Source organism: Kitasatospora sp. NPDC002522 (genome assembly GCF_053595195.1).
Genome location: NZ_JBSFXE010000032.1, coordinates 1 through 15,654 on the forward strand (window position 1 = coordinate 1; position 15,654 = coordinate 15,654).

The 15,654-nt window shown below is 73.8% G+C and carries 15 protein-coding genes, 1 tRNA gene and 1 pseudogene; 9 read left to right on the forward strand and 8 right to left on the reverse strand.

What is annotated here, in order from left to right; genetic code table 11:
• From ACWD4U_RS24835 to ACWD4U_RS24845, 3 genes are all read right to left on the reverse strand, one after another.
• Nucleotides 1-404 (reverse strand): PAS domain-containing protein (locus ACWD4U_RS24835; protein ID WP_449787303.1); only part of this gene is annotated, 404 nt, incomplete at its 3' end.
• The gene (locus ACWD4U_RS24840) at nt 401-754 is read right to left on the reverse strand and encodes an STAS domain-containing protein (protein WP_363462150.1); all 354 of its coding nucleotides are present in this window, start codon (nt 752-754) and stop codon (nt 401-403) included. The genes ACWD4U_RS24835 and ACWD4U_RS24840, both read right to left, overlap by 4 nt.
• Nucleotides 755-1,145: 391 nt before the next feature.
• Nucleotides 1,146-1,781 (reverse strand): dihydrofolate reductase family protein, encoded by a 636-nt coding sequence (locus ACWD4U_RS24845; protein ID WP_363462152.1) that lies wholly within the window; start codon nt 1,779-1,781, stop codon nt 1,146-1,148.
• A 391-nt stretch (nt 1,782-2,172) separates the two neighbouring features.
• Here ACWD4U_RS24845 and ACWD4U_RS24850 point away from each other — a divergent pair, with 391 nt between their 5' ends.
• The 3 genes from ACWD4U_RS24850 (at nt 2,173) to ACWD4U_RS24860 (ending at nt 4,937) form a co-directional block, all read left to right on the forward strand.
• Nucleotides 2,173-3,210 carry a C40 family peptidase gene (locus ACWD4U_RS24850; protein WP_363462154.1) on the forward strand — a complete coding sequence of 346 codons (1,038 nt, stop codon included), beginning with the start codon at nt 2,173-2,175 and terminating at the stop codon, nt 3,208-3,210.
• An 81-nt stretch (nt 3,211-3,291) separates the two neighbouring features.
• Complete coding sequence (locus ACWD4U_RS24855) at nt 3,292-3,693, forward strand: YciI family protein (RefSeq protein WP_363462156.1); 402 nt, start codon at nt 3,292-3,294, stop codon at nt 3,691-3,693.
• On the forward strand, nt 3,690-4,937 hold the full coding sequence (locus ACWD4U_RS24860; protein WP_363462158.1) for an RNA polymerase sigma factor: 1,248 nt from the start codon (nt 3,690-3,692) through the stop codon (nt 4,935-4,937). The genes ACWD4U_RS24855 and ACWD4U_RS24860 overlap by 4 nt, the downstream gene beginning before the upstream one ends.
• A gap of 25 nt (nt 4,938-4,962) precedes the next feature.
• Here ACWD4U_RS24860 and ACWD4U_RS24865 read toward each other — a convergent pair.
• Nucleotides 4,963-6,197 (reverse strand): annotated as a pseudogene (locus ACWD4U_RS24865) (PP2C family protein-serine/threonine phosphatase).
• Between the two features lie 201 nt (nt 6,198-6,398).
• Between ACWD4U_RS24865 and ACWD4U_RS24870 the strand changes: the two are divergent.
• A tRNA-Met gene (locus tag ACWD4U_RS24870) sits at nt 6,399-6,475 on the forward strand.
• Between the two features lie 51 nt (nt 6,476-6,526).
• On the opposite strand, the gene ACWD4U_RS24875 is transcribed toward ACWD4U_RS24870, so the two are convergent.
• The 3 genes from ACWD4U_RS24875 to ACWD4U_RS24885 form a co-directional block, all read right to left on the reverse strand.
• Complete coding sequence (locus tag ACWD4U_RS24875; protein WP_363462148.1) at nt 6,527-8,647, reverse strand: cellulose binding domain-containing protein; 2,121 nt, start codon at nt 8,645-8,647, stop codon at nt 6,527-6,529.
• Nucleotides 8,648-8,905: 258 nt separating this feature from the next.
• A complete protein-coding gene (locus ACWD4U_RS24880; protein WP_363462146.1) occupies nt 8,906-10,363 on the reverse strand; it encodes a sensor histidine kinase in 1,458 nt (485 codons plus the stop codon).
• Complete coding sequence (locus ACWD4U_RS24885) at nt 10,356-11,033, reverse strand: response regulator transcription factor (RefSeq protein ID WP_363462144.1); 678 nt, start codon at nt 11,031-11,033, stop codon at nt 10,356-10,358. Before ACWD4U_RS24885 ends, ACWD4U_RS24880 begins: the two co-directional genes overlap by 8 nt.
• 133 nt (nt 11,034-11,166) lie before the next feature.
• Here ACWD4U_RS24885 and ACWD4U_RS24890 point away from each other — a divergent pair, with 133 nt between their 5' ends.
• The 5 genes from ACWD4U_RS24890 (at nt 11,167) to ACWD4U_RS24910 (ending at nt 14,828) form a co-directional block, all read left to right on the forward strand.
• Nucleotides 11,167-11,691 carry a hypothetical protein gene (locus ACWD4U_RS24890; protein ID WP_363462142.1) on the forward strand — a complete coding sequence of 175 codons (525 nt, stop codon included), beginning with the start codon at nt 11,167-11,169 and terminating at the stop codon, nt 11,689-11,691.
• A 135-nt stretch (nt 11,692-11,826) separates the two neighbouring features.
• Nucleotides 11,827-12,546: a COG4705 family protein gene (locus ACWD4U_RS24895; protein WP_449787304.1), complete on the forward strand. Its 720-nt coding sequence runs from the start codon at nt 11,827-11,829 to the stop codon at nt 12,544-12,546.
• A 210-nt stretch (nt 12,547-12,756) separates the two neighbouring features.
• A complete protein-coding gene (locus ACWD4U_RS24900; RefSeq protein WP_449787305.1) occupies nt 12,757-13,407 on the forward strand; it encodes a DedA family protein in 651 nt (216 codons plus the stop codon).
• Between the two features lie 34 nt (nt 13,408-13,441).
• Nucleotides 13,442-14,110, forward strand: a complete 669-nt coding sequence (locus tag ACWD4U_RS24905; RefSeq protein ID WP_363457002.1) for a phosphatase PAP2 family protein — start codon at nt 13,442-13,444, stop codon at nt 14,108-14,110.
• A gap of 187 nt (nt 14,111-14,297) precedes the next feature.
• Nucleotides 14,298-14,828, forward strand: a complete 531-nt coding sequence (locus ACWD4U_RS24910; protein WP_363457000.1) for a hypothetical protein — start codon at nt 14,298-14,300, stop codon at nt 14,826-14,828.
• A gap of 16 nt (nt 14,829-14,844) precedes the next feature.
• Here ACWD4U_RS24910 and ACWD4U_RS24915 read toward each other — a convergent pair whose 3' ends face one another.
• Nucleotides 14,845-15,654 (reverse strand): DUF6882 domain-containing protein, encoded by an 810-nt coding sequence (locus ACWD4U_RS24915; RefSeq protein WP_363456998.1) that lies wholly within the window; start codon nt 15,652-15,654, stop codon nt 14,845-14,847.

Sequence of the window (15,654 nt, forward strand, 5' to 3'; positions counted from 1 at the left end):
ACGGCGAGCAGTTCGCCGTCCCGCTGGCCGGGGACGGTCTCGGCGATCGCCCGCACGGTCCGGGTGACGCCGTCGGCGCGGACGATCCGGAGTTCCAGGGTGGCGGAGGTGGTTCCGGCGAGCAGCCTCTCGGCCAGGAGCCGCACGGCGGCCCGGTCGGACGACGCGACGGCGGCCTCCGCCTCGGCCAGGCCGAGGGTGCCGTTCACGGCCCGTTCGGGCCTGCCGAGCAGCCGGAACACCTCGGGCGAGCAGTCCAGTCGGGCGGAGGCGACGTCCCACTGCCAGGTGCCGAGGCCCGCCAGTCGCTGGGCCTGGGCGAGCTGGTGCTCCCGGAGTTCCTGCTCGTCGTGGGTGCGAGGGCAAGTCGGCGGTGGTCGGAGACCCGTGGCATCGGCGCTCACCCGTCCTGCCCGGCGAGCGCGTCGGCCAGTGAGGGGTGGATCCGCACGAGGCTCTCCGCTCCGGTGATCTCGAACAGCCGCGCGACGATCGGGCTGAGGCCCGCCAGCAGCAGCGGCCGCCCGTCGCTCTCGGCGGCGCGGCTGACGCGCAGCAGCAGGTTCAGGCCGGTGGAGTCGCAGAAGGACAGGCCCCCGCAGTCGACCACGACCGGACCGGGTGGGCCGCGAAGAGCGCCGTCCAGGGCCTCGGACAGCGGCTGGACCGAGTCGTTGTCCAACTCGCCCTCGGGGCGGACGATCACGCTCCGCCCGGAGGTGCGCACCAGCACCGTCAGCACCGCCTCGGTCATGGACTGCTCTCCTCCCGGTCGCCTCGCATCCGGCGGTGGGCCACCAGGCGGCTCCTGACGGATCCGGGGACTCGGCCGGCCGTGGCCGGACCGGTCGGTTCGTCGAGGAAGCCGCGCGGGGCCCTGCGCGCCCGGCACTCCGATCCGGCCGTGCCGTCCAGATCCACATCGAGCGAGGGGACACCGTGCATGACGTCACCTCGACCTTCCGCGGCGAGTCCGGTCACACCTGGCTCCTACCCCGAGGCCTCGGCCACAACCTGGGGGCAGCCCTGGACGGCCCGGCGGCGCGGGGTTCACGCCGCCATCGATCGGTGGCCACAGCCTGCGGGCCGAGGGGGGGGGTAGGGCCGGTTGCGCCCGACCGCCCTCGGCCCGGGTCCTGCTGGTCTCAGGCCTCGCTGCCTGGGTTGTCGCCGGGTGCGCCCATTTCTCCGGTGGCGGGGATGCCGTCGGCCAGGGCGTAGCGCAGGAAGACGACGCCGTTCGGGCTGGTGGCGGGCGGTTCGAGGAGGGTGATGTTGGTGGGGACCTCGCCGCCGTCGAAGACCTTCTTGCCGGTGCCGAGGACGATCGGGTGGATCCAGAGGTCGAGGCGGTCGAACAGCTTCTCGCGCAGCAGGGTCTGCACCAGGTTCAGGCTTCCGACCACCTTCACGTTCTGGTGCCGGTCGCGGAGCTCGCGCACCGCGGCGGCCAGGTCCGGCCCGAGCTGGGTGGAGCCCGCCCACGACAGGGTGGGCGTGCCGCGGGAGGCCACGTACTTGGGGATGCTGTTGAACAGCTTGGCGAAGGGGCTGTCCCCGGCGTGCGGCCAGTACGCGGCGAAGATGTCGTACGTCCGCCGGCCGAGCAGGAGGGCGTCGGTGCCCTCGTAGGCGGTGTCGACCTGCGCCCCGGAGACCTCGTCCATCAGCGGGACCTGCCAGCCGCCGAAGGGGAAGTCGACCGGGTCCTCGTCGGGACCGCCGGGCGCCTGCCCGACGAGGTCGAGGGTGGCGAACAACTCGAGATGGATGAGGCCCATGGCGTGCTCCCGGTGAGTCGGTGGTCCTGTCGGAAATCAAGACGGGCCGGGACGGGCGAACTCATCGGTCCGCCGCCGCCCGGCTGCCACCCGATCACCGGTGCGCCGCCCCGGGGGCGTCATCGCGCCCGGACCCGCCTGCCAAGGTAGCGGCTCGGGCCCCCGGGGGTGCGCCCTGACGCGCCCGGCGCCGCGGAGTCACCACGCATCGCGGCACCCTGGACGTCGCGGCTGACGGTCACTCAACACGGCGCGTTGGGCAACAGGTTGACGATCGGTGGGAGTGGACGCGGAGCGCCGGGCATGGTTAGGGTCCGAGGACGAACTAGCGTTCCAATGGTCTGGACCCGCGCCTGCGCGGGTGGGTCCGGCAGGACGAAGGAGCACCTCCTTGGCTTCTCACCGCCGTCTCAGGCAGCCGAGCCGCGCGCGGGTCTCCGTGCTCACCGCCGCTGCCGCGACCGGGGTCGCGCTGTCGGCCCAGGTGGGTGCGCACGCCGCGCCGGGCTCGCCGAGCAGGGACGAAGTCAAGGCGCAGGTCGACAAGTTGATGGAGGAACAGGAGCAGGCCGCCGAGAAGTACAACGGCGCCAAGGAGCGCTCCGACCAACTGCGCAAGCAGGCTGACCAGTTGCAGGACCAGATCGCGCGCGGCCAGCAGCAGTTGACCGACCTGGCCTCCGGGCTGGCCGCGGTGGCGGCCGACGAGTACCGGCAGGGCGGGCTGGACCCGTCGGTGCGGCTGATGCTCTCCGCCGACCCCGACTCCTACCTCGCCCAGGCGTCCTCCTTCGACCAGGCCGCCGGCACCCAGGCGGAGACCCTGAAGGCGCTGAAGGACCAGCAGCGCCGCCTCGACCAGCAGAAGCAGGAAGCCGCGGCCGTCCTCACCGAGCTGGACGGGCAGAGCAGGGCGCTCGACGCCGCCAAGCACGACGTCCAGGACAAGCTGCAGCAGGCGCAGCAGCTGCTCGGCCGGCTGAGCGTGGCCGACCGCGCCGCGATCATGCAGGCCGACGGTACCGCCGCCTCCCGCGGCTCCTCCCGGGTGGACCTGGCCAGCCTGCCGCCGGCCAGCGGCTACGCCGCGGTCGCGGTGAAGACCGCACTCGACCAGCAGGGCGACCTGTACAAGTGGGGCGCGACCGGTCCGAGCACCTTCGACTGCTCCGGACTGATGGTGTACGCCTACGCGCAGGCCGGCGTCTCGCTGCCGCGCACCTCGGAGGAGCAGGCGAGCGTCGGCGTCAACGTGGGCACCGACTGGCACAACGCGCGGCCGGGCGACCTGGTGATCTACTTCTCCGACCGCCACCACGTCGGGATGTACATCGGCAACGGTCTGGTGGTGCACGCCCCGAAGCCGGGCGACGTGGTGAAGACGATGAAGGTCGACGCCCTGACGATCAACACCATTCGCCGGGTCTAGCGATGTAGAGAACCGGCCGACGGCTCCGTTCAAGGGGCGAGTGCGCCACACTGGGCGCGCCCCGACGATCAAGGAGTTCAGATGCCGACGTTCCTGCTGATGGTCAACCACGACGGCGGAGTGTTCGAGCAGCCCATGGACGAGTGGGCTCCCGGCGACGTCGCGGCGCACTTCGACTACTACGAGGCCCTGACCAGGGAACTGGTCGCGAGCGGCGAGATGGTGCGGTTCACGCCGCTCGCCGACCCGCGGCAGGCCAGGATCGTGCGCTCGGACGGCGCCTCGGCTCCGGTGGTGACCGACGGACCGTTCCCGGAGTCGAAGGAGGTCCTCGCCGGGTTCAACGTGGTCGAGGTGGAGTCCGAGGCCCGCGCCGTGGAGATCGCCGCCAGGATCTCGGCCGTGCCCGGACCCGGCGGGGTTCCGACGCAGCAGCCCGTCGAGGTGCGCCGGGTGATGACCGACCTCGCGTTCGACCTGTGACCGACCCGTCCGTCGTCGAGGACCTGCTGCGCTCGCTGGCGCCGCAGGTCCTCGGCGCGCTCACCCGCCGGTCCGGCGACTTCGACGCCTGTGAGGACGCGGTCCAGGAAGCCCTGATCGCCGCCGTCCGCCACTGGCCCGCGCAGGGCGTTCCCGACAACCCGCACGGCTGGCTGCTGCGCACCGCCGCCCACCGCCACACCGACCGGCTGCGCAGCGACGCGGCCCGACGACGACGCGAGGAACGCGTCGCCGCGGAGCCGGCCCCGGACCCGGCCGCGACGACGGACGACTCCCTGGCGCTGCTGTTCATGTGCTGCCACCCCGCGCTCACGCCCGCCTCGGCGATCGCGCTCACGCTGCGGGCGGTCGGCGGCCTGACGACCGCTCAGATCGCCGCCGCGTACCTGGTTCCCGAGGCGACGATGGCGCAGAGGATCAGCCGGGCCAAGCAGCGTCTGAAGGCGTCGGCGGCGGTGTTCGAGGCGCCGCCGCCGGGCACGCCGGAGTGGTCGGCGCGGCTGCGCAGCGTCCTCCAGGTGCTGTACCTGATGTTCAACGAGGGCTACACGGCCTCCGATGGCCCGGTCCTGCACCGGCCCGACCTGTCCGGCGAGGCCGTGCGGCTGGCCCGTCAGCTGCACCGGATCCTCCCGGCCGAGGGCGAGGTGACCGGGCTGCTGGCCCTGATGCTGCTGACCGAGGCCCGCGCCCCCGCCCGCACCGGCCCGCACGGCGAACTGGTCCCCCTGGCCGAACAGGACCGGACCCGGTGGGACCGCGCCCTGATCACGGAGGGCGCCGCGCTCCTGATCGGCTCCTTCGCCCATCGCGGGCGGCCCGGCGAGTACCGGCTGCTGGCCGCGATCGCCGCCGTCCACGACGACGCCGCACGCGCCGAGGACACCGACTGGCCGCAGATCCTCGCCCTGTACGGCCTGCTCGACCACGTGGCGCCCAGCCCGCTGGTCACCCTCAACCGCGCGGTCGCCGTGGCGATGGTCGACGGGCCCGTCGCCGGGCTGGCCCTGCTCGACCGGCTCGACGCCGAGGGCGGCCCCGTGGCCGACCTCCACCGCACCCACGCCGTCCGGGCCCACCTGCTGGAGCTGTCCGGCGACACCGCGTCCGCGCTGACCCACTACCGCACGGCGGCGGCCCGCAGCACCAGCACCCCGGAACAGCGGTACCTCACCGCACGAGCCGCGCGGCTGCACCACCGCACGCAACCGGAGGCGGACTGAGGCCCGAACCGCCCGAGGCCGGCCGTCACAGGCGCAGGACGATCAGGGCGGTGTCGTCGGTGAGTCCGTCGGGTGGGACGAGGTCGGCCAGGAGGGCGTCGGCGAGGGCGTCGGGGTCGGCGTGGCGGTGGCGGGCGAGGGAGCGGGCGAGGCGGTCGAGACCGGTGTCGATGTCCTCGCGCCGCCGTTCGACGAGTCCGTCGGTGTACAGGACGAGAACCGAGCCCTCGGTGAAGCCGGTGCGGGCCTGGGGGCGGGCGACGTGTTCGGGGCGGGCGCCGAGCGGAGGGTCGGTGGCCTGGTCGAGCAGGACCACGGTGCCGTCGGGTCGGCACAGCGCGGGCGGCGGGTGGCCGGCGCTGCTGTAGATGAGCGTGCGGCTCGTCCAGTCGACGAAGACCGACACGGCGGTGGTGCTCTCCGCCCCGGCCACGGAACGGGCGTACAGGCCGAGGACGTCCAGGGCCTGGGCGGGGCCGTCGGCGACCCGGGAGGCGGCGGACAGCGCGCTGCGCAGCAGGCCCATGACGCCGGCGGCGCGCAGCCCGTGGCCGACGACGTCGCCGACCGCGACGGCGACCGCGGTGCGGCCGGGGGTGGGGAGGTCGGCGATGTCGTACCAGTCACCGCAGACGTTCAGGGCGGTGGTGGCGGGCCGGTACCGGACGGCCGCGCGGTGGTGGCCGAGCGGGCGGGGTGCGGGGAGCATCGCCTCCTGCAGGTGGAGGGCGACCTCGCGTTCGCGGGCGTGGGCCCGGCGCAGGCGTTCGTTGACCTCCTGGAGTTCCCGGGCGCGGGTGTAGAGCTCGGCCTCCAGTACCCTTCCGCGGTCACCGCTGCGCGAGCCGCGGGCCTTGATGAGGTCGGTGACCTCCTCGACCCGGTGCAACAGCAGCGCCACCGTGCCGTCCGGCGCGAGGACGGGGGCGTTGACCGGGCTCCAGTACCGCTCCTGCCACTCCCCCGGGCGCTCGGGATCCTCCACGTCGTAGCGCTGCAAGGCCATGGTGTCGGGCTCGCCGGTCGCCTTGACCCGCTCCAGCGACGCGGACAGGTTGCGCACGCCGGTCGCCGCGGGTCGTTGGGATTGTCCGGGAAGACATCGAACAGGTAGCGGCCGATCAGCTGCTCGCGGGTGCGCCCGGAGACGGACAGGAACGCCTCGTTGGCCTCCGCGTACCTCAGGTCGGTGGTCAGCAGCGCGACGGCGCCCGGCAGAGCCTGGAAAACGGCCTGGTAGTCGATGACGGGTCCGTTCACGATCCACCTGCCCGTAGGCCGACGCTTCCGATCATGCGGTGCTTCCACGATAGGCGCGGGCCCCCCACACGGCCTGCTCCTGCCTCCGGCCCACCCGGCCGCGCCGCCACGCTCCACCCTGCCGGAGCTCCGCGCCGGGGGCGGTGGCGGGGGTAATTGGTTCGACGGGCCGCCGGCGTGCTGTAGGGTTGTGTTTACCGACGCGGGGTGGAGCAGCTCGGTAGCTCGCTGGGCTCATAACCCAGAGGTCGCAGGTTCAAATCCTGTCCCCGCTACCAACGGCCGGGCCCGGAGTGTTCAACACTCCGGGCCCGGCTTCTTTGTGTCGGTCAGCTGATGGTTCGGCAGACGGTTCCGTTCAGGCGGAAGACCGTCGGGGTCGGGTTGGCTCCGTTGTTGCCGCCGACGAAGCCGAACTCGGCGGAAGTGCCGCCGTTCGGGGCGAGTTGGGCGTTGTACTGGCCGTTGGTGACGCGGACGTGCTGGCCCGTGGCGGTGATCGCGGCGTTCCACCACGAGCTGACGGACTGTCCGGTCGAGGGCCAGTCGAAGTCCAGCGTCCACCCGTTGATGGCGGCCGGGCCGGGGTTGCTCACCACGACGTCGGCGACGAAGCCGTTGCCCCAGCCGGCGGTGACCTGGTACGCGACGGTGCAGGTGCTGTCGGCGGGGGTGCCGGTGGTGAAGGTCAGCGGTTCGGAGGGGCGGGAGAGGTGTCCGGCCTGGTCGCGGGCGAGCACGTTGACGGTGTGCCGGGAGCCGGGCGGCAGGTTGTAGAGCGTGGCGGAGGTGCCGGTGGACGAGCCGAGCAGCTGGCTGGTGGTGCCGAGCTGCTCGTAGACCTCGTAGCGGTCGACCGCACCGCTGGTGGCCGGCCAGTTCAGGGTGACGGTGGAGGCGCCGACCGAGGTGGTGCGCGGGGCGCCGGGGGTGCCGACGGTGGCGGCGGACGAGCCGGTGCCGGGCTTCGGGTGCAGGGTCAGCACGGTGAGGGAGTACGGGGCCAGGGTCGCCGAGGCGGACGTGGCGGTGCCGGTCGCGTCGACCAGCCCGTCGTCGCCGGGCGCCCAGCGCTGGACGGCGGGGGCCGAGGAGCCGGCGGTGAAGCCCGCGTACCGCAGGTCCACGGTGTGCGCGGTGGTGGAGCTCTTGTTCACCAGCAGGACGCCGAGGTCGCCGTCGGCCCGCAGCACCGCGTGCGCGGAGACGTCGGAGCCGGAGGCGCTGGAGGCCACCATGGTGTCGCCGGGGTCGCTGAGCGCGCCGAGCGCCTTGATGCCGTGGTACGGCGCGAACGGGGTGTTCAGCGCCGGCTCGCAGACGCCGCCGGAGCAACTGCCGCTCGACAGCATGCCCATGTCGCCGTAGTCGGTCTCCCCGCCCACGGTGGTGACGGTGCCCGCGCCGTTGTGGGTGTCCCACCAGTCCACGCTGAAGACGCCGTTCTCCAGGGCCGTGCTCATGGCCTCGGCGGCGAACAGGCCGTTGGGGCGGCTGGTGAACGCGCCGCTGCCGGAGTTGGAGTTCACCTCGGTCATCGCGATGCCGATGTTCGCGGAGTCGGCGCCCGCGTACCGGTCCAGCAGGTTGCGCACCTCGCGCAGCTCGCCGGGCAGTTGCTGCACCGCGGCCAGCGACGCGTCGCCGTTGCTGGCGTTGGGGTACCAGTGGACGCTGACGAAGTCGACGTCGTGGGCGACGGCGGCCAGCACGGTGTGGTTCCAGTCGCCGCTGTCGCCGCCGGCCACGATGCCGTCCGGCCAGTTGCCGGGCATGGTGAGCACCGCGCCGATCCTGACGGTGGGGTCGACGGCCTTCATGGCCGCGGCGTACGCCTTGACCTCGCGGGCGTACTGGTCGGGCGTCTTGTCGGCGTGGGCGTCGTTCTCCCAGCCGCTGCCGTAGACGCCGTTGCCGTAGATCTCGTTGCCGATCTCCCAGTACTTCGCGCCGTAGCCCTTGGTGACGTTCGCGTACCGGACCCAGTCGGCCGCCTCCTGGGCCGTGCCGGAGCCGTAGTTGGCGATCAGGATCGGCTGCGCGCCGGACGCCTTCACGGTTCCCATGAAGGCGTCGAAGTCGGTGCCCGGGGCGACGTAGCCGCCCGGCGCGGTGTTGTCGACCCAGTGGTAGATGTCGGAGTAGGACCCGCCCGGGTAGCGCAGCGCGCCGATCCCGGCGGCCTGGTACAGCGAGACCACCTGGGGGTCGTTCATGGACGCGTCCCAGATGGCGGTGTTGGCGCCGAGCGCGGTGGAGCTGACGGTACCCAGACCCGCGCCCGCGTTGACCGTGACCGTGGTGTCGCCGGTGGCGGCCGGGTCGGCCGCGACCGCGGCGGTGGACAGCGGCAGCGTCGCGGCCACCACGGCCAGCGCGGCCGAGGCCGTCACGGCGAGGCGGCGACCGCGCCGGTCTGGTCTCCTGCGGAACAGCATGGGGGTCGGCATGGTCGTTCCTCCCGGGTGGGGACGCCGACCCGGGGCCACGCCGCGGAGCCGGACGATGGACGGGGAACTGTGCGGCTACCAGGCCGGACAAGAGGCTTGGGAGCGCTCCCATGATGGGAGGGCGGCCCGAGACAGGTCAACGTCCAGCCGTACCCGGGCGCCCGATCCAGGCCGTACCCGCAGCTCCGGGCGCGGCGGGCCGCTGAAAGGTTCTTGGGACGCAGCCGTCCTGACGATCCGTCAGGACAGATCGGGTGGTCAGGCCGCGTCCGGTCCGGCGAGCGGGAGGCGCAGGCGGAAGGTCGCGCCTTCGGCGGTGTCCTCGATGGTGAGGGTGCCGCCGTGCAGGGTGGCGATGTCGCGGGCGATGGGCAGGCCGAGGCCGGTGCCGCCGTCGTTGCGGCTGCGGGCGTCGTCGAGGCGGGTGAACCGTTCGAAGACGCGTTCGCGGTCGCCGGGCGGGATGCCGGGGCCGTCGTCGGCGACGTCCAGCACGGCCTGGTGGCCGGCGGGGTCGAGCGCCAGGCGCAGCGTGACGTGGTGGCGGGCGTGGCGCTGGGCGTTGTCGAGGAGGTTGGTGAGCAGCCGGCCCAGCCACATCGGGTTGCCGGTGGTGACGGCGGGCCGGTCCGGCGTGTGCACGGCGGTCGGGTGCGGCTGGTCGCGGCGGCCGTCGACGGTGGCGCGGGCGAGGTCGGCGAGGTCGACGCTCTCGCGGGGGCCGTGGTGGCCGGCGGCGTCGAGACGGGCCAGGAGCAGCAGGTCGGCGGCGAGCGACTGGAGGCGGTCGGTGTCCTGCAGGGCTCCGGCGACCAGGTCGGCGCGGACGGCGGGGTCGGGGTGGGTGTGCGCGACCTCGAGTTGGGTGCGCAGGACGGCGAGGGGGCTGCGCAGTTCGTGGGAGGCGTCGGCGATGAAGCGGCGCTGGCGGGTGCCGGCGGACTCCAGCCGGTCGAGCATGGCGTTCATGGTGTGGGCGAGGCGGGCGATCTCGTCGTCGCTGCCGGGCTCGGGGACGCGCCGGTCGAGGTCGCGGTCGCCGATCGCGGCGACCTCGGAGCGGATCGCCTCGACGGGGCGCAGGGCGCGGCCGGTGGCCCGCCAGGTGACGACGCCGACGGTGGCGATCAGGAGGGCGCTGAGCGCGGCGAGCGCGGCGGTGGTGAGGTCCTCGGCGGTGTCGGCGGTGTGCAGCGACGCGCCGACCCGGATGGTGACCGGTCCGTCGGGGGTGTCGGCGCTGAGGGTGGTGACGCGCTGGTGGTGCTCGTCGCCGAGGGCGCTGAGGTCGAAGGTCTGGTGGCCGTCGGTGGCACGGGTGGGGGTGAGGGCGGGACGGCCGACCAGGTTCTGGCTGGCCGCGACGACGTTGCCCGCGGCGTCGGTGACCTGGATGAAGTCGGTGCCGTGGTCGAGCGGCAGTTGGGCGGGCAGGTGGGCGTCGGCGGCCAGCCGGGCGACGACCTGGGCCTGCTCCCGGGCCCCGGCCTCGACGGTGTGCTCGAGGTTGACGCGCAGCAGGAGCAGCACGGCGGCCGAGGCCACCAGCAGCACCGCGGCGACGCTGAGGCAGGCGGCGATCGTGGTGCGGGTGCGCACCGAACCGGGGGCGAGCCGGGCCCTCGTGCGGGCCAGCAGCGCCCGGGCCCGGGACAGGCGCGGCGAGCCGGCAGCGTACCGGCGGGCGGCGGCGACCGGTCCGCGCCGCTCAGCCACCGTCGGCCGCCAGCCGGTAGCCGGAGCCACGCACCGTCTGGACGGCGGACCGGCCGAACGGGGCGTCGATCTTGCGGCGCAGCGCACTGATGTGGACCTCGACGGTGTTGGGGTCGCTGTCCGGGCCGCTGTCCCAGACCTCCTCGAGGATCTCCCGCTTGGAGACGGCTTCGCCGGCCCGCCGGGCGAGGTGGTCGAGCACGGCGAACTCACGGGGCGTCAGCGCGATGGCGGTGCCCGCCCGGGTGCAGGTGCGGGCGGCGGAGTCGACGACCAGGTCGCCGAGGACGGTGCGCCGGGGCGCCCGGCTGCCGATGCGGCGGGCCAGCGCCTTGAGGCGGGCGACCAGGACGACGAACGAGAACGGCTTGGAGAGGTAGTCGTCGGCGCCGGTGTCCAGGGCCTCGGCCTCGTCCCACTCGCCGTCCTTGGCGGTCAGCATCAGGATGCCCGCGTCGCTGCCGGCGGCGCGCAGCCGGGAGCAGACCCGGTAGCCGTTCAGGCCGGGCAGCATGATGTCGAGGATGATCACGTCGTAGGTGTGGTCGGTCGCCCGGGCCAGGCCGGACAGGCCGTCGTGGACGATGTCGACGCTGAACCCCTCGACCTCCAGGCCGTGCTTGATCGCGAGGGCCAGCCGCTGTTCGTCCTCCACCACCAGTACGCGCATGTCTCCCAGGGTGGCAGGTCGCCCGCCGTGGACGCTGAAGGCGTCTTCAGGTCTTCAGGAACCCTTCAGCCCGCCCCCGCCATGCTGAGGCCATCGTCCGGGCGCGACGCCCGGACCGGACGAGGTGCCTGGGGTGAGCGTCATGGACGAGGCCGACGAACGGGAGCCGCAGGCTCCGCAGCCGGAGAAGCAGCCGGAGCACCGGGCGGCGCTCCCGCCGTGGCTGCGCGGGAGGCCGGCCCGGTGGGCGGGCGGGCTCGCGGTCGCCGTGCTGATCGCCTGCGGCGCCGTCGCCGTCGCCGACCACCACGGCCTGGAGTTCCACGACGACGGGGCCGTGACGACCCACCGCCCGGGCCATGACGGCACGCACGCGGACCGGGCGGGCGGCCGCGACGGCGAGCGCGGCGACGGCCGGTCGGAGGCCGGCCCGGGCCGGGTGCCCGCTCCGCTGCCCTCGCTGGACGCGGCGGACGCGGTGGTCAAGGCGTCCTCGGGCGTGCCCGCGGGCAAGGTCGAGTCGCTCAGGCCGGTCACCGCGGCCGGCGGCGGCCGGGCCTGGCAGGCCGTGGTCCTCGGCCCGGACGGCGTCCGGCACCTGGTGACCGTCGACGGCGCGACCGACACCATCACCGGCAACACCGTCCTCGGCGGCTGACGCCCGACACGCCACGGCGCGGCCCGCGGGCCGTGCCGCGAAAGGAGTCGCTCCACCGTGAGCAGCACGACAACGACCGCTTCGCCCCTCCGTTCTGACGGTTCGTCAGGCCGGACGTGGAGCAAGGTCCCCCAGGTGACCGCCGCGTTCTGGGTGGTCAAGGTCCTCACCACCGGCATGGGCGAGACCACCTCCGACTTCTTCGCCCACACCCTCGGCCCGGTCCCGGCGGTGGTGGGCGCCGCCGTCGTGCTGGCGGCGACGCTGTTCGTACAGGCCCGCGCCGACCGCTACCGCCCCGTCGTGTACTGGGCGGCGGTGGTCATGGTCAGCGTCTTCGGCACCATGGCCGCCGACGTCGCCCACGTCGCGCTCGGCGTTCCCTACGCCGTCTCCGCCCCCGCCTTCGCGCTCGCCCTCGCCGCGATCTTCGCCCTGTGGCGGCGCACCGAGGGCACGCTCGCCGTGGACACCGTCCGGGGCGGGCGCCGCGAGGTCTACTACTGGGCCGCGGTGATGGCGACCTTCGCGCTCGGCACCGCGGTCGGCGACCTGACCGCCGCCACCCTCGGCTGGGGCTACCTCCCCTCGGGTCTGCTGTTCGCCGCCCTGATCGCGGTACCCGCGCTCGGCCACCGCGTGCTGCGCCTGCCGCCGGTGCTCGCGTTCTGGTGGGCGTACGTCCTGACCCGTCCGCTCGGCGCCTGCTTCGCCGACTGGGCCGGGGTCAGCCACCAGCGCGGCGGCCTCGACCTCGGCACCGGTCCCGTCAGCCTGGTGCTCGCCGTCGTGATCGCCGTGGCCGTCGGGCGGCTCGCCGTCCAGGCCGGGCGCGACGCCCGCCGGACCGCCTGACGGTCCGGCGCACCCGCCCCGGTCGGGCGGGCGCTTCCCCCAGCGCCCGCCCGGCCGGTCCTCGCCGTCCCTGAAGGCGTCTTCAGGTCTTCAGGAACCCTTCAGTGCCACTGGGCCATGCTGGATGTGTCGGTGCGGACCGACCGCCGGTGTCCCCTGTGGCGCCGTGACCACGGGCCCCGCCCGCCACCTGCCCGGAAAGGCGCTCCCATGATGCTCTCCTCGTCGGCCCTGCTGGCGGTCAATCCGCTGGACGCCGGCTCCCTGCTGGCCGCGTTCGGCGCGCTGGGCATCGCGGTGATCATGTTCGCCGAGACCGGCCTGCTGGTCGGCTTCTTCCTCCCCGGCGACTCGCTGCTGTTCACCGCGGGCCTGCTCTGCACCACCGGAGCCCACAGCGGACCGCACCTGAACCTCGGCCAGGTCCTGGCCGCCGCCGCGGTCGGCGCCCTCGTCGGCGCCCAGACCGGCTACCTGATCGGACGGCGCGGCGGCCGCACGCTGCTGGCCCGCTCCCGCAACAAGCGCCTCCACGAGGGCGCCGTGCGCGCCGAGGAGATCCTCAACCGCTACGGCCACCGCAAGGCCGTCGTCCTCGCCCGCTTCGTCCCCGTGGTGCGCACCGTCCTCAACCCGCTGGCCGGCGCGCTCGGCGTCGACGCCCGCACCTTCACCATCTGGCAGGCCGCCGGCGGCCTCATCTGGACGGTCGGCCTGGTCATGGCCGGGTACGCGCTCGGGTCCTCGATCCCCAACGTCGACCACTACCTGCTGCCCATCGTCGCGGTCGTCGTCGTGGTCTCGCTGCTGCCCCTCGTCCTGGAGGTCCTGCGCTCCCGCCGTCACGCCAAGGCCGGCTGACGCCGCGATGAGCGAGCGCCCTACCATGCGCGGCATGACGATCCGTCAACCGTGGGCAGCCGTCCTCGCCGCGTCCCCCGCGGCGTTCGGGCTGCTCGCCGTCGCGGTCGCGGCGCACGGCTGGGCGCCGTTCGGGTTCGAGCAGGCCGCCGTCGACTGGTGCGTGGCGCACCGCCCGGCGGCGGCCGAGACCGTGGCGAAGATCGTCACCGCGCTCGGCACCGGGGTCTTCCCGTACCTCCTCGCGCTGACCGCGGGCGTCGCCCTGGCCGCCGCCCGCCGGCACACCTCCGTGTGGACCGCCGCGGCGGCCCTGCTGGGCCCGGCGGTGTGCCTGGCCACCGGCCAGCTGGCCCGGCTGGCGCTGATGCACTCCTTCGGCCGGCCCCGCCCACCCGTCTCCGACTGGGCGACCTCCGCCTCCGGCTTCGCGTTCCCGTCCGGCCACGCCTTCACCTCGGCCCTCGCCGCGGGCCTGCTCGCCTTCGCCGCGACCCGCGCCTACCGCGTCCCGCCCCGCACCACCGCCGCCCTCGCCGCCGCCTTCACCGCCGCGGTCGGCCTCAGCCGGATCTACCTCGGTGTCCACTGGCCCCTGGACGTCCTCGCCGGCTGGCTCCTCGCCACCGCCTGGCTCACCCTCACCGGCGCCCTCCTCGGCGCCCGCGCCACCCCGCGCTCCCAGCGACCGACTCCCGTGTGAACGCCGGGGCCACCGTCCCGGCTGCGACAGGGCCATCGGCTTGGCGCGAAGGGGGCCTTCGGCTTGGCGCGATACGGCTGCGGGACGGCTGCGAAACGGCGAGAACAGAACCGGGACAACGGGCTGGTACTCCAGCCGAAGATCGTGATCATGGATGCCGATGCCGCTCGTCGGTAACCTGCCCCGTGTGGCTGGGACCTGGGACGAAGCGCAACTGATCGCGGACGGCTTCGAGCGCGTGCACTCCGAACTGGAGTGGTACGGCGGGCCGCGCGCCGGCCTCGCCGATGTCGACGGCAAGCCTCACTACTTCCAGGGCTACGACTGGGATGACGCCGACGAGGCCGACGAGTACAGCGTCTGGCCCGCGAGCGACACTGCGGTGGAGCTGGAGCGCGAGCAGTGGGCGATCTTCGCCACGTGGCACGAGCACCGTGAGGCGGGGACTGTGGGGCCGGAGACCCACCCGGGCCGCGGCGGGATCGATGACCGCTACGACGAGCTGGCCCGGCTGCTGGCGCCGCACCGTCAGGCCCCGGACGGCGCGAAGCGACTGCTGGCCGAGGTGCGGTTCGACGCCGGGGCCCGCTACCGGGTCGAGGGGCTCGACTACTGGCTCCGGTGGCGTCCAAGCAACCGCGACCGGAGACCTCCGAGGGTCCCACCGCCCTGGAACCCCGCCGGACCGGGTGCGACCGACCCACCCCGAACGACCTGATCCCCTTGACCGGCAATCAGATCCGCCACCCGCCGGTCGCATTGGCGACGCTCGCACCAAGCCGGCGCACGGCAGTGTCATTGCCGCAGCAAGCCGCTGCCCAGCCGTGAAGATCAAGATCTACGGTGGGGTACCAGGCGGAAACCGGTCCGGCGTTGATGCCCGAGATGCGGCCGGCGGCGTCGAAGGAGATCACGGCGGCGCCCCCGGGCAGAGCCGCGGTGATCTGGTCGGTGGCCTCCTGGACCGGGACGCCGTGCAGGGCGAACCAGCCGTTGACCACCAGCCACGGTGAGCGGGCGAAAGGCCCTGCGCCCGTGAGCAGACGGCGCGGCATGGCGACCGGGTCGAGCCGCGCGGGCTGGAGTTGCGGATCCTGCGGCACGAAGTAGACCCGGGTCTCCGGACCGGCCTCCTGGCCGATGTAGCCCGGCGCGCCGAGCGCCGCCATGCCGAGGAAAGCCAAAGACTCTGCGGCCCGGCGTGGATCTGCGAAGCCGGCCAGTGCCACGCCCTCCTCCTGCAGTTCCACGATGCCGTGACGGCGGCCGAACTCGGGGATTCGCGCGCCCGCGGCGGCCACTTCACTGCCGCGCAGCCCCCGGATTGGCCCAGCCCCCCACATCCAGGTCTGCTCGGCAAGGTCGTAGCTGCCCAGCAGCCCCACCCGAAGGCTTCGCCGGCCGGACTCGTAACGGCACCGGTCCGGATCCGCCGTACACGGCCCACCCGGGAAGGCCTGGCCTATCATTTCCAACTGCTGTACGCCCCAAGCCGCGTGGTACTCGGCGGCGTGCTGGAAGACGTCGGAGAAGGCTGTGGTCAT

Bases quoted from the DNA above. Each gene is read 5' to 3' on its own strand.
- ACWD4U_RS24885 (WP_363462144.1), bottom strand. From the start codon at position 11,033: ATGCGCGTACTGGTGGTGGAGGACGAACAGCGGCTGGCCCTCGCGATC.
- ACWD4U_RS24840 (WP_363462150.1), bottom strand. From the start codon at position 754: ATGACCGAGGCGGTGCTGACGGTGCTGGTGCGCACCTCCGGGCGGAGC.
- ACWD4U_RS24845 (WP_363462152.1), bottom strand. From the start codon at position 1,781: ATGGGCCTCATCCATCTCGAGTTGTTCGCCACCCTCGACCTCGTCGGG.
- ACWD4U_RS24875 (WP_363462148.1), bottom strand. From the start codon at position 8,647: ATGCCGACCCCCATGCTGTTCCGCAGGAGACCAGACCGGCGCGGTCGC.
- ACWD4U_RS24900 (WP_449787305.1), top strand. From the start codon at position 12,757: ATGATGCTCTCCTCGTCGGCCCTGCTGGCGGTCAATCCGCTGGACGCC.
- ACWD4U_RS24915 (WP_363456998.1), bottom strand. From the start codon at position 15,654: ATGACCACAGCCTTCTCCGACGTCTTCCAGCACGCCGCCGAGTACCAC.
- ACWD4U_RS24905 (WP_363457002.1), top strand. From the start codon at position 13,442: ATGACGATCCGTCAACCGTGGGCAGCCGTCCTCGCCGCGTCCCCCGCG.
- ACWD4U_RS24855 (WP_363462156.1), top strand. From the start codon at position 3,292: ATGCCGACGTTCCTGCTGATGGTCAACCACGACGGCGGAGTGTTCGAG.